Annotated in this window: 9 protein-coding genes; 8 read left to right on the forward strand and 1 reads right to left on the reverse strand. The window is 59.2% G+C overall.

Annotated elements, in window-relative coordinates; translation table 11 throughout:
• The first annotated feature begins 7 nt into the window (after positions 1-7).
• From ACWGXE_RS04115 to ACWGXE_RS04150, 8 genes are all read left to right on the forward strand, one after another.
• Complete coding sequence (locus ACWGXE_RS04115) at positions 8-448, forward strand: hypothetical protein (protein ID WP_447601549.1); 441 nt, start codon at positions 8-10, stop codon at positions 446-448.
• 61 nt (positions 449-509) lie between these two features.
• Complete coding sequence (locus ACWGXE_RS04120; protein ID WP_447601551.1) at positions 510-1,775, forward strand: MdtA/MuxA family multidrug efflux RND transporter periplasmic adaptor subunit; 1,266 nt, start codon at positions 510-512, stop codon at positions 1,773-1,775.
• Complete coding sequence (locus ACWGXE_RS04125; protein ID WP_447601553.1) at positions 1,772-4,888, forward strand: MdtB/MuxB family multidrug efflux RND transporter permease subunit; 3,117 nt, start codon at positions 1,772-1,774, stop codon at positions 4,886-4,888. The genes ACWGXE_RS04120 and ACWGXE_RS04125 overlap by 4 nt, the downstream gene beginning before the upstream one ends.
• Positions 4,885-7,980: a multidrug efflux RND transporter permease subunit gene (locus ACWGXE_RS04130; protein WP_447601555.1), complete on the forward strand. Its 3,096-nt coding sequence runs from the start codon at positions 4,885-4,887 to the stop codon at positions 7,978-7,980. The genes ACWGXE_RS04125 and ACWGXE_RS04130 overlap by 4 nt, the downstream gene beginning before the upstream one ends.
• Positions 7,981-8,148: 168 nt before the next feature.
• Complete coding sequence (locus ACWGXE_RS04135) at positions 8,149-8,919, forward strand: CBS domain-containing protein (protein ID WP_447601557.1); 771 nt, start codon at positions 8,149-8,151, stop codon at positions 8,917-8,919.
• 155 nt (positions 8,920-9,074) lie between these two features.
• A complete protein-coding gene (locus ACWGXE_RS04140; protein WP_447601558.1) occupies positions 9,075-9,434 on the forward strand; it encodes a hypothetical protein in 360 nt (119 codons plus the stop codon).
• 483 nt (positions 9,435-9,917) lie between these two features.
• Positions 9,918-10,382, forward strand: a complete 465-nt coding sequence (locus ACWGXE_RS04145; RefSeq protein WP_447601560.1) for a CoA-binding protein — start codon at positions 9,918-9,920, stop codon at positions 10,380-10,382.
• Positions 10,383-10,544: 162 nt separating this feature from the next.
• Positions 10,545-11,441, forward strand: coding sequence for a nuclear transport factor 2 family protein (locus tag ACWGXE_RS04150; RefSeq protein WP_447601562.1), 897 nt, complete (start codon positions 10,545-10,547; stop codon positions 11,439-11,441).
• A gap of 810 nt (positions 11,442-12,251) precedes the next feature.
• Here the strand turns inward: ACWGXE_RS04150 and ACWGXE_RS04155 are convergent.
• A complete protein-coding gene (locus ACWGXE_RS04155) occupies positions 12,252-12,866 on the reverse strand; it encodes a DUF2959 domain-containing protein (RefSeq protein WP_447601564.1) in 615 nt (204 codons plus the stop codon).
• Positions 12,867-12,986 lie beyond the last annotated feature (120 nt).

Here is a 12,986-nt window from a genome sequence, read left to right on the forward strand (position 1 = left end):
GACATGTATGGTGAGCCGGATTGGACGTCTTTTGTCGGCCGTGGTGATCGGGACAATTTCGGGATTCGCCCTTTACCTCATTCCGGCCATGTTGATCGATGCCGCCTCGATTTCCCCAAAATTTACGGCGACGCTGTTTCTCGGAGGGCTGATCGGCACCGGTGTATTCGTGTCGCGGCGCGCCCCCACGATCCGTGCCGTTTGGGGACGGAGCTGTCTGGTGTGGAGCGTCGAATGCCTGCTGGCCTCGGTAATTCCACTCTATGTTCCGTGGCTGGCGTTGGCGGAATCAGGTATCCTGAACCCTGGACCGTCTCAGCTCAGGGATGCCATGATGTGGGAGGCAAGATTGTATTCTGTTGCGGGCATCGGCCTCTGTTTCCTGCTCGGCGCCGTCCTGTTCGCTCTGTATATCCGTACAAAACGACCCATGGAGCGCCATGTTTGAGTTACACTCTGATGACAGCGTTTCCTCGGCTACGGAATCCACGAGTCGGAACGGTGGAAGGATGGCTGGGGCTCACGATTTCATCAAGACCGACAGTCCGACAGCGACAGCACGGCCGCGACAACTGACGCGCTTGCTGCTCGTTCTCCTCGTGATCAGCCTGCTCGCCATTGGAGCCTATGCGCTCGTCTCAAGATCCGGCGAGGAGCAATCCCGTGCCGTCGGACCGGCCGGCCATGGCGCGTCCCGGTCTGTGCCGGTCGTGACGGCATCGGCAAGGGCCGGCGACATCGGCATCTACCTCAGCGGGCTCGGCTCTGTCGTACCGTTCAACACGGTTACCGTGCGAAGCCGCGTGGACGGCCAACTCATGCAGATCCTGTTCAAGGAAGGACAACTCGTGCGCAAGGGCGATCTGTTGGCCCAGATCGATCCGCGTCCGTTCGAGGTGCAGTTGACCCAGGCGGAGGGACAGATGGCGCGGGACCTGGCCCAGCTCAAGAATGCGCAGTTGGATCTGGAGCGGTACCGCGGGCTGTATGAACAGGGATTCGTCCCGAAACAACAGCTGGATACCCAGGAAGCGTTGGTTCGCCAGAACGAGGGGATCGTCAAGGCCGATCAGGGCCAAATCGATAACGCCAAACTGCAACTTCTCTATAGTCGTATCACGGCGCCGATTGACGGCCGTGTGGGCCTACGGCTCGTGGACCAAGGCAACATGGTGCGAGCCAATGATCCCAACGGGCTCCTGGTGATTACGCAACTTCAGCCCATTACCGTCATCTTTACCATCCCTGAAGACCGGTTGCCCGCCCTGATGAGCAAACTCGCGACCGGCGAGCGACTGCCCGTCGAGGCCTTCGACCGCGAACATAAGCGGCTGCTGGCGAGCGGCACCTTGTTGACCGTTGATAACCAAATCGATCCGAACACCGGGACGGTCAGGCTCAAGGCCATTTTCCAGAACGACAACAATGAGCTGTTTCCGAATCAATTCGTGAACGCCCAATTATTGCTAGACACGAAGCGCGGGGCGACGATCGTGCCGTCGGCCGCCGTTCAGCGCGGGCCGCAGGGCGCCTTCGTCTATGTTCTGAAAGAAGACCAGACGGTCGGCGTACGGCCGGTCGAGGTGGGTATCAGCCACGGAGAGGACAGCGCCATTGAGGCGGGCCTGGCGCCCAATGACGTGGTGGTCGTGGACGGCACCGAAAAACTTCGTGACGGCACCAAAGTCGAGGTGCGGCAACCGGGTCAGTCGCCTGTTCAGAAACCGGCGGCCGAATCACCGGACGGACAGGCGCCTCAAGGGCCGCGCACGTGAACCCGTCCCGTCTTTTCATCCTCCGGCCGGTGGCGACCGCGCTCACGATGGTTGCCATCCTGCTCGCCGGTCTCGTCGCCTACAGGCAGCTCCCCGTCTCGGCGCTGCCGCAAGTCGATTATCCGACCATCCAAGTCCTGACTTTCTATCCAGGCGCGAGCCCGTCCGTGATGGCCTCGTCCGTCACGGCGCCTTTGGAACGCCAGTTCGGGCAGATGCCCGGCTTGAATCAGATGACCTCCGCCAGTTCCGGCGGCAGTTCGGTCATCACCCTGCAGTTCAGTCTCGATTTGGATTTGGACGTCGCCGAACAGCAGGTTCAAGCCGCCATCAATGCAGCCGGGTCCTTTCTGCCGCGCGATCTGCCGGCTCCGCCGATTTATAGCAAGGTCAATCCCGCCGATGCGCCGATTCTGACCTTGGCTCTGACCTCTGAGACATTGCCGCTGCCTCAGGTGGAAGATCTCGCCGAGACCCGCTTCGCGCAAAAGATTTCTCAGTTATCCGGCGTGGGCCTGGTCAGCATCAGCGGCGGACAACGGCCGGCGGTGCGAATCCAGGCCAATCCTCGGGCCCTCTCGGCCTATGGCATGACGTTGGAGGATATCCGATTCGCCGTGGCGGCCGCCAATGTGAACCAAGCGAAAGGGACGTTCGACGGGCCTCGCCGCGCGTCGATCATCAACGCGACCGACCAGCTCCTTTCGAGCCGTGAATATCGTCCGTTGATTGTCTCCTATCGGAACGGTGCCCCGGTGCATCTGTCCGACGTGGCCGATGTCATCGACGACGTGGAAAACGTGCGGCAGGCCGCGTGGATGAATGAGACGCCGGCCGTGATCGTCAATATTCAACGGCAGCCGGGCGCCAACGTCATTGAGGTGGTGGATCGGGTCAAGAATCTCCTCCCGCAGCTGCAAAGCGCGCTCCCGTCGTCGGTGCATGTGGCCGTCTTGACCGATCGCACGATGTCGATCCGGGCCTCGGTGCGGGACGTGCAGTTCGAGTTGGTGCTTGCCGTCGCGCTCGTCGTGATGGTGATCTTTCTCTTTCTGCGGACGCTTTCCGCCACGGTCATTCCGGCGGCGGCGGTGCCGCTCAGCCTCGTGGGGACGTTCGGCGCGATGTATCTGCTGGGGTTCAGCCTCAACAATCTCACATTAATGGCTCTGACCATCTCGACCGGGTTCGTGGTGGACGATGCAATCGTCATGATCGAGAACATCGCCCGGTACATCGAACGGGGCGACCAACCTCTGCAGGCTGCGCTCAAAGGTTCTCAGCAGATCGGCTTTACGATTCTGTCGCTGACGCTGTCGCTCATCGCGGTCTTGATTCCACTCTTGCTGATGGGTGATGTCGTGGGGCAGTTGTTCCGGGAATTCGCCGTCACGCTGAGCGTCACGATTCTGATCTCGGCGATGGTCTCCCTGACGTTGACGCCGATGATGTGCGCCCGACTGTTGCGCTATCGGCCCGTGGCCAAGCAGGGCCGGTTTTACCGCGCCTCTCAAGCCTTCTTCGATCGCACCATCGCGGCCTATGGCAAGAGCCTGCGATGGGTCTTGGCGCATCAGCCGGCCACCTTGGTCGTGGCCGTCGGAACGCTGCTCCTGACGGTCTTCCTCTATATCGTGATCCCGAAAGGTTTCTTTCCCGTTCAGGACACCGGCGTCATCCTGGGTATTTCCGAATCGGCCCAATCGGTTTCGTTTCCTGCGATGGCCGAGCGCCAACAGGCGCTGGCCAAGATCATCCTGGAAGATCCGGCGGTCGCCGGTCTTTCTTCGTTCATCGGAGTGGACGGCATCAACACCACGCTCAATAGCGGACGTATGCAGATCAATCTAAAACCGCTCGCCCAGCGGTCCGAGCGGGCGCCGGATGTCATCAAGCGATTGCACTCCCGCCTGGCGGGCGCGCAGGGGATCACGCTGTATATGCAGCCGGTGCAGGACCTCACGGTGGAAGATCGGGTGAGTCGCACGCAATATCAATACACCCTGGAAGACGCCGATCCGGAAGAACTGCAACGCTGGGCTCCCGCGTTGCTCGATGCGCTTCGGGCGCTTCCTGAATTGCGCGATGTAAGCAGCGACCAGCAGGATCAGGGTCTGGCGGCTATGATCGATATCGATCGGAACACGGCCGCCCGGTTGGGGATCAGCCCGCAGCTGATCACCGATACGCTGTACGACGCCTTCGGGCAGCGGCAGGTGTCCACCATGTTCACGCAACTGAATCAGTATCGCGTCGTTCTCGAGGTGATGCCCGAATTTCAAAAGGGCCCGCAGGCCTTGCAGTTTCTCGACGTGCGCTCCGCCGGCGGCGGGCAGGTTCCTCTCAGCGTTTTCACCCGAGTGACGGAAACCACCGCGCCGCTGGTCATCAATCGCCAGGGACAGTTTCCCGCCGTCACGCTGTCGTTCAATTTAGCGCCGGGCGAATCGCTCGGCCGCGCGGTTCGCGCGATCGAACGGGCGACGGAGCAAATCGGCCTGCCTCCCAGCATCAGAGGCAGCTTCCAAGGCACGGCGCAGGCGTTTCAAAAATCCTTGGTCAATACTCCGATTCTGATTCTGGCGGCGCTGGTGACGGTGTATATCGTGCTGGGGATTCTCTACGAAAGCTACATCCATCCGCTGACGATCCTTTCCACCTTGCCCTCCGCCGGGGTGGGCGCTCTGCTCGCCTTGATGCTGGTCGGGACGGAATTCAGCGTGATGGCGTTGATCGGCCTCATCCTGTTGATCGGCATCGTGAAGAAGAACGCCATTATGATGATCGACTTCGCGTTGGAAGCGGAGCGCAAGGACGGAAAACAGCCGGCGGATGCGATCTATGAAGCCTGCCTCCTGCGGTTCCGGCCGATCATGATGACGACCATGGCTGCGCTCCTGGCCGCCCTGCCGCTCGCGGTCAGCACCGGCGTGGGGGCCGAACTGCGGCGCCCGCTGGGCATCGCGATCGTCGGCGGCCTGATTGTCAGCCAAGCGCTGACCCTGTACACCACCCCCGTCGTGTATCTGGCGTTTGATCGAATGGCCCGCCGCCTGTCCGATCGCCGGGCGTCGGCCGCGAGGGGCGAGGCTCTGACCGCCGATCCGATATGAATATCTCGGCGCCGTTTATTCAACGACCGGTCGCCACGACGCTGTTGACCTTGGGGGTGACGCTCCTTGGAGTCATCGCGTTCCAGTTCCTGCCCGTGGCGGCCTTGCCGCAAATCGAATTCCCGACGATTTATGTGTCCGCGAATCTTCCCGGCGCCAGCCCCGAGACCATGGCGACGTCGGTGGCGGCTCCGCTCGAGCGGCAATTTTCGCGGATCGCCGGCGTCACGGAAATGACCTCGACCAGCACGCTGGGATCCAGCGGCATCGTTCTCCAGTTTGAATTAAACCGGAATATCGACGGAGCGGCTAGAGATGTGCAGGCGGCTATTACTGCCGCCCGCGGCGATCTGCCGAGTACGCTGCCCATGAATCCGCAGTATCGAAAGATCAATCCGGCCGATGCGCCGATCATCCTTCTGGCGCTGACGTCCGAGATGGTCAGCCGCGGCAAGATGTACGACGTCGCCTCCAGCATCCTGCAGCAAAAACTTTCGCAGGTGGAGGGTGTCGGCCAAGTGGTGGTCGGGGGCGGTTCCTTGCCGGCGGTGCGTGTGGAGCTGAATCCGACCGCGCTGAACAAGTACGGGATCGGGCTCGGTGATGTGCGCCGCATGTTGAACGACACCAACGTGAATCGCCCCAAGGGCCAGCTCTCCGACGAGACGAGGTCCTGGGAAATCAAGACCAACGACCAACTCCATACGGCCGAAGATTATTTGCCTTTGATTGTGGCGTACCGCGAGGGCCGAGCGGTGCGGCTCTCGGATGTGGCGACGGTGGACAATTCGGTAGAAGACGTCCGGACACTGGGATTGGCGAACGGCAAGCCGGCCGTCATCATCATCATCTATCGGCAAACGGGCGCCAACTTAATCGAAACGGTGGATCGGGTGCGCGCGCTCCTGCCGCAGTTGGAGGCGTCGATTCCGGGCAGTATGACCTTGTCCGTGGTGAGCGACCGCTCGCCCGTCATTCGGGCGTCGCTGCATGAAGTCGAACGGACCTTGGCTATTTCGGTGCTGTTGGTCATTCTGGTGGTATTCGTCTTCATCCGGGATCTGCGGGCGACTCTGATTCCGAGTGTCGCCGTGCCCGTGTCGTTGGTCAGCACCTTCGGCGTCATGTACCTCTTCGGCTACAGTCTCGACAATCTGTCTTTGATGGCATTGACCATCGCCACCGGTTTTGTCGTGGATGATGCGATTGTTGTCCTCGAAAACATCAGCCGGTATCGCGAGCAGGGGATGCCGCCGCTCCAAGCCGCCTTGCGCGGCGGGAAGGAAATCGCCTTTACCGTGCTTTCGATGACGGTGTCGCTGGTGGCCGTCTTCATCCCGATTCTCTTATTGGGCGGCATGATCGGAAGATTATTCCGCGAGTTTGCCGTCACCCTGTCGGTCGCCATTCTGATTTCGTTGGTGGTCTCGCTGACCACAACCCCGATGATGTGCGCGAGGTTTTTGCCGTCTCATCACAGGCGGCGTCACGGCCGCCTCTATCGGGTGAGCGAGGGCCTGTTCGAAGCGATGCGCGGGGGATACGCGTCAAGTCTCGGGTGGGTGCTGCGGCATCCCCGCAGCATGTTGGCCGTCACCTTGATGACCATGGGCCTCAGTATCTATCTTTACGTCATCATCCCCAAAGGTTTCTTTCCGCAGCAGGATACGGGGCGCATGTTCGGAAATATTCAGGCTGCGCAGGATATCTCGTACCAAGCCATGCGGCAGAAGTTGACGGAGGTCGTGGACATCGTTCAACAGGATCCGGCCGTGGACAACGTGACAGGATTTTTAGGAGGAGGATACGGCGGGTCGATGAATTCCGGCCGCATGTGGGTCGCGTTGAAGCCGCTTGAGGAACGCGGGATCGATGTGGACCAGGTCATCGCACGTTTGCGCGGCAAACTGGCGAAGATTCCGGGCGCGCCGACATACCTCCAAGCCGTCCAGGATCTGCGCATCGGCGGCCGATCGAGCAGCGCGCAATATCAATATACCCTGCAGAGCGTGGATCTGGCCGAGCTCAATACCTGGGTGCCGGAGGTCGAACGCCGACTGCGCACACTGCCGGAGATTGCCGATGTCAACAGCGACCAGCAGGACAAGGGTCATCAGTCGCTGGTGGTGTTTGATCGGAACACGGCGTCAAGGCTGGGCGTGACGCCGCAGTTGATCGACGATACACTCTACGATGCCTTCGGGCAGCGGCAGGTCTCCATCATGTATACGCCGCTCAACCAGTATCACGTCGTGATGGGAGTCGCTCCCAGGTATTGGCAGGACCCCTCGGCTCTGCATGACATCTATGTCCGATCGATGACCGGCGCACAGGTCCCGCTGAGCGCCGTGGCCCGTTATGAGCCGGCCTCTTCGTTGCTGTCCGTGAACCATCAGGGCCAGTTTCCCGGCGTGACCTTGTCCTTCAACATGGCGCCCGGCGTCTCGCTGGGAGAAGCGGTGGAGACGATCGAAGAGGCGTTGGGCCAGATGGGATTGCCGGCCGGCATCAAAGGCAGTTTCCAAGGGGCGGCGAAGGCGTTTCAATCGTCGCTCGATACGGCGCCGTATCTCATCCTCGCGGCGATCGTCGTCGTCTATATCGTGCTGGGCATTCTCTATGAAAGTTATGTTCATCCGCTTACTATTCTCTCGACCCTGCCCTCGGCCGGAGTCGGCGCCCTGCTCGCGCTATTGCTCTTCAAGACGGAATTGACTCTGATCGCCCTCATCGGGATCGTGCTCTTGATCGGCATCGTGAAGAAGAACGCGATCATGATGATCGATTTTGCCTTGGAGGCCGAGCGCAAGGAAGGCAAGGGACCGGCGGAGGCGATTTACGAAGCCTGCTTGCTGCGCTTTCGTCCGATCATGATGACCACCATGGCGGCCTTGTTCGGGGCCTTGCCCTTGGCGCTGGGCACCGGCGTGGGGTCCGAATTGCGGCGGCCTCTCGGCATCGCGATCGTCGGAGGGTTGCTCGTGAGCCAATTATTGACGCTATATACCACGCCGGTCGTCTATCTCTACCTCGACCGCCTGCGCTGGTGGGTGCTGCGCCAGCGGGCGAGGGTGGTGCAACCGACGGGATGATGCCACAGCCGATCTTGCCGGAACTGGTCTGTATCCTTCCATGAATCCCCGTGGTGATGTCATACTTCTCGGCTATCGCCGCAAGCCGGTGTGAGTCGAAAAGCCCGCTTGCCTCGTCTTTCATACCGGCGTAAGATCGCTTCCCTGCCACCCGGACAGGAGGTTTCTATGAAAACGCTCAGTCCGCCGCCGAGACGGAGACTCTCTCTTGATCGCAACATTGGTCGCCTGCGGGAACAGCTTGCCCAGCTGCGTTCGTATTTTGATCGGAGCAAGGCTGCACGCTCTCTGGAAGAGTTCGATTTGGAGACCGAGCGCTTGATCAGCGATATCCTGGGAGAGAGTTCCGATCTCTTGGGCGCGTACGAGTACGCGCAAGTGGGAGAAGCGGCCGGCCTGGTGAATATGACCGATGAGGCGCCTGAGAGTGTCGGCTTGGATACCGAGCGTCAAACCTTATTGCAGCGCAGTCGCGTGCTGGAGAGCTGCATCGCGGAGCTCGAAGCGCGCCGAGCGGCCGGAACGAAGAGACAGAACCGAAATGAGCACGTGTTGATCGGCCCGCAGGTCGCGGAGCATTTGTCGCCGGACATCAGAACCATTTCACAAGATGCGAGTTTGAGAGAGGCGGGGCAGCTCATGGAGAAGTGGAAGACCGGCTCGTTGCTCGTCACGAACAATCAGTCTTATGCGGGCGTCATCACGGATTCCATTCTGGCGCGTGAGGTGGTCGCCAAAGGCCTCGACCCGGCTCGCACGGCGGTGAAAGTCTGCATGCGCTCCCCGCTTGTCGCCATCGAAAGTCACCGTCCTATTATCGAGGCGGTCCGTTTGATGAAGGACCAGGCCACTCGCCATTTGGCGGTGACGCAAGATGCGGAAATCATCGGAGTCATCTCAGTTTCGAATATTCTGCGGTATTACTCAGGAGTCGCGTAGCACGCATGGTTCGTCGTTTGTGAAGCGTCGTTCGGCTCTCGCTCTCACAAAAAACTAGAGGAGAGTCGCGGGATATATTCCACGAGTCAGGCTTAAGGCATTGCGAGTGAGGCCGGAGACCGTTTCAACATCCTGATGGCACAAGGAGGTGGGGGATGGGTCCAACCAAGGCGATCGTGAAAGATAACGGACTCTATGAGGCGTCGAGCGGAAAATTAATTAAAGGCGGTTTTGCCAATCAAGCGGAAATCGAACAGTACGTCAACCGCCATTATATCGTGCTGCCAGTGGCCGACAATAAGGGTAATCCATGGTTATTCGACGGAAAACCGGTTTATTGCACACGCGGTACCCAATATGAGACGCTCAATGACATCAAAGTTCATCTGGCCCGTTGTCCCGACTGCGGAGGGATGGGAATCAGGTCCGATGAGTTCACGGTTGAGTCCGATTGTATCCGCTGCCTGAGTTGCGGACATGAATTTGATGCGAGGCTGGAGATGATGGAAACATAGGGGATGGTGGCCTGCTTCCGGCTCCATGCTACGGCTTTACCGCACTAAGCCTCATGTCCGCTCGTCTGCGCAACTTGGTTCATTCGCTGCTTCGCACGAATGAACCTTCGAACAGTGATCGCCGTCGCTAAAGCGATCGCATTCAATCGGCAAGTGCGGGGCCAAAGCCTCCGCACGAGTCGCCGCGAACAGGCCACCATCCCTGACGCAATGAGGGTCGGAAGTTAGGAAGCGGATGACGGATCTTAGAGGAGGCGCGGCTGATGCTTCTGATGATATTCTCTTGCTCGGTCCGCGTGCTCCTATGAGGCTGCGCCGAAGCGGCACAATGTCGTCGCACGCTTCTTGCTGCTGTCACTGTTCTTCAGTTGCCGCTATGTCGGCCACCTCCGTGCCCATCCTTTCCACCCGCTAGTGAGAAGCTACGACTCCATCCGCCAATGGTGGAACGAGGGAGAGAGTTGCCCTCTGCATTAGGGCATTATGTCAGCCACTGAACCAGGACAATGGAAGAAGAATCTCATCGAAGACTCGGATGGCGTGAGGCAGCTCATCGCGACGACTAAACGCGTTGCCGTGCTCGGCATTCGAAGCGAAAAGCGCGGATCACGACCGGCCTTCTATGTGCCCCAGTATCTGGTTTCAGCCGGGGTAGAGGTGATTCCGGTTCCCGTCTACGAGCCGAACGTACAGGAAATTCTCGGTAAAAAGGTCTTTCGCCGGCTCGTGGACATTCCCGGCGAGGTTGATTTGATTAACGTATTTCGCCGCGTCCAAGACATCCCGGCGCATATTGATGACATTCTCGCCAAAGCGCCGAAGGCCGTCTGGTTCCAGTCGGGTATACGGAACGATGAGGCAGCGGAGCGCCTTGCTCGTGCCGGCATCAAGGTCGTGCAAGATAGATGTCTGATGGTCGATCACCGCCGCTGCCGTGCAGGATGGTAATCCTTTCCGGGCACGAGAAGTACAAGCGTTTCGAAACCCTCATGTTTCACTCCCGACGGCATGAGGCAAAGTGCCTCCTGATCGACAAGGTCTTGGAGTTCAGCGTGTGAGACTTGTAGCCATCAAGATTGTCATGAACCGAGCCAACGAGGACAGTTGCCCATGAACGTGTTATATGAATCGTGTTTGTCCTCTGTCATCCCCCGCTGGGGCTGGCTGCTTATCGTCCTATCATTCAGCAATGTCGATCCGGCCAAGGTCTGGCCGGAAGAGCCTTCGGGTCCCGAGGCCATGCTGCGGCTCATCGTGAAAGCCAATGCCGATCGAGATCTCGCTACTTTATCCAAATACATGTCACACGATGCCGATGCGATCGGATACGCCATGGACGGACATAAATATGTGGGATGGCCCGCTCACGAGGCCGAGATGCGTACTGAGTTCGAGGCCGTCCACAAGCTGGAGATCCCGATCACGGACCTCCAGGTGTGGCAGAAGGGCGATGTCGCTTGGTTCGCGATGGAACTGGACTATATCCGATACCTCAGTGCGGAGGATGACAGTGACCGGATGGTGCTTCCCATGCGAGAAACCGGTGTGTTGGAGCGGCGAGACGGCCGCTGGGTTCTCGTGACCTGGCACGAATCTAGAAGGCAGTCGGATACCGGCGGTGGGAGTGTCCTCCCAAATCCGACGACATTGAGCCATCGCACGGATGGCGATCAGGCGAACGCGACCGATCGCATCGATTTGGGCGGCAAGTGGGAAATTACAGAGATCGAAGACAATAAGAAATATTATGCGATGCTGGATATTCACGGCAATGGCCCCTACACCTGGCAAGGGGGGCAGATCGCGACCACCGACTTTCGCGATCGTCGCTGGCAGGGAACCTGGAAGCAACCCGGGAACGACCGCGAAGGAGGATTTGAGGTCGTGTTATCGGAAGACGGGACGGAGGCGAAGGGCATATGGTGGTATGGGCGTGTCGGGACGAGAGACACTATCCCGCCTCGGCAGCATGGAGGCACATATCTCTGGCGGCGCGTCCTGCAGTAGATCGGCTTCCAGGTCGATGATTCTGTTCATTAGCGGCGAAACCGAGGGTGGATCCGGCCGTTACAAAATTCTCCCAAATCGATCTTGATCAGCGGCCCTTTCCGTTCGCTTTGCCGAATGAGGAAGGGAGAGCAGGAGAAAAGTTAAGGAACTTCGTTATTCCGCGTGTCGCGGACCCAAAGACTCCGTGTAAACCCCTGGGAACAACCCATCAGCTCCAAAGCGATAATAAGCAGCGTCGGGCAAACATTGAAGGGCGGCTGACAAACGGTTGGAGCGGGTGACGAAAGGCGGGCAGCTCCGGTGGCGACATAATGCGATGGTCCTCTTATTGCTAATGACACTCTCTTGCTCAATCCGCGTGCTCCTATGAGGCTGTGCCGAAGCGGCACAATGCCGTCGCACGCTTACCGTAGTTGCCCTTGACCTGTAATTACCGCTATGTCGGCCACCTCCGTACCCATCCTTTCCACCCGCCTCTGAGAAGACGATCAAAAGCCTCACCGCGCATCCGTTCCGAATGCCTAAGTTGGGGCGGGAATATGGGATAACGAGCAGGCTAGTTGAAAAGGTTAAGTGGCGGCTGACGCACGTCTCGGCGTGCGTGGGTGGAAGGTCGAGATAGGGCGCGGTTCGGTCGCGCCATGATGCGCTGTGTTGCAATTCCTCCTCAGACGGTTTCTTTATCCGATGGACGACTCTGAAGCTGCGCTGAAGCATCGCAAAGCCGTCGCCCATCGATGTTGTTCCCGCCGCTGAGCCGTTACTACCGCCATGGCGACGAGCCTTACCGCGCATCCGTTCCAGCCTCTATCCCTCCTCCTTCTCGAGTCCCTGGATGAATTTGTCGGCCTCTGCGATGGAGCGATTCATGTCCTTGACGAGCTGATTCACCTGCGCGTCCACCTTGACCACCTCGCCCTTGAGTGACGATAGCGCAGTAGCGTTCAGATTGTGTTTGAGATAGAGCACCTGGTCCCGCAGCGGCCGCAGTACGGGATCGATGCGTTGCTCGGCCTTCTTCATCGCGGCGAGCATCTCGCTGTATCGCGTCTTGGTCTGGGTGTATTTCGCCTCGCTCTTGCGGCGCAGGTCTTTGCTGGAGTACTGATCGAGTTCCTTTTTCCATTCCTGGAACAGGGCGTCGGCCACGGATTCGACGTCGCCGATCCGTTTGCGGACCGTTTCGGCCTGCTCTTCGCTCGACTCTAATTTGCCGTTCAACTTTTTATAGGTGGATTCCAGATCGCCTCCTGAGAAGTTCACGACTTTGCCGAATTCATCAAGCGCGCTCTGGATTTCCTGCTTCGTCTCTTCCTGGGCGTCACGCGCCGCCTTGACGCGGCTGCTCAGGATGTCGCGCTTCGCATAGCCTATCTTCTCCATCGCGCCCATGTAGAGGGTGTCGCAGGCGGACAGCGTCACAGCGATGGTGCCACCGAACAACAAACAAGGCAGAAACCGAGCGAGGAGGATCTGAATTCGCATAAAGCCTCGATATGCTTGTTGTATGAATAGACGTACCGGACCCACCCATAGTCCAAT

The organism is Nitrospira sp. Nam80, from assembly GCF_965152575.1.

What these genes read in the sequence shown, in the direction of transcription:
- ACWGXE_RS04115 (WP_447601549.1), top strand. Translation starts at nt 8, where the DNA reads ATGGTGAGCCGGATTGGACGTCTTTTGTCGGCCGTGGTGATCGGGACA.
- ACWGXE_RS04120 (WP_447601551.1), top strand. Translation starts at nt 510, where the DNA reads ATGGCTGGGGCTCACGATTTCATCAAGACCGACAGTCCGACAGCGACA.
- ACWGXE_RS04130 (WP_447601555.1), top strand. Translation starts at nt 4,885, where the DNA reads ATGAATATCTCGGCGCCGTTTATTCAACGACCGGTCGCCACGACGCTG.
- ACWGXE_RS04135 (WP_447601557.1), top strand. Translation starts at nt 8,149, where the DNA reads ATGAAAACGCTCAGTCCGCCGCCGAGACGGAGACTCTCTCTTGATCGC.
- ACWGXE_RS04140 (WP_447601558.1), top strand. Translation starts at nt 9,075, where the DNA reads ATGGGTCCAACCAAGGCGATCGTGAAAGATAACGGACTCTATGAGGCG.
- ACWGXE_RS04145 (WP_447601560.1), top strand. Translation starts at nt 9,918, where the DNA reads ATGTCAGCCACTGAACCAGGACAATGGAAGAAGAATCTCATCGAAGAC.
- ACWGXE_RS04150 (WP_447601562.1), top strand. Translation starts at nt 10,545, where the DNA reads ATGAACGTGTTATATGAATCGTGTTTGTCCTCTGTCATCCCCCGCTGG.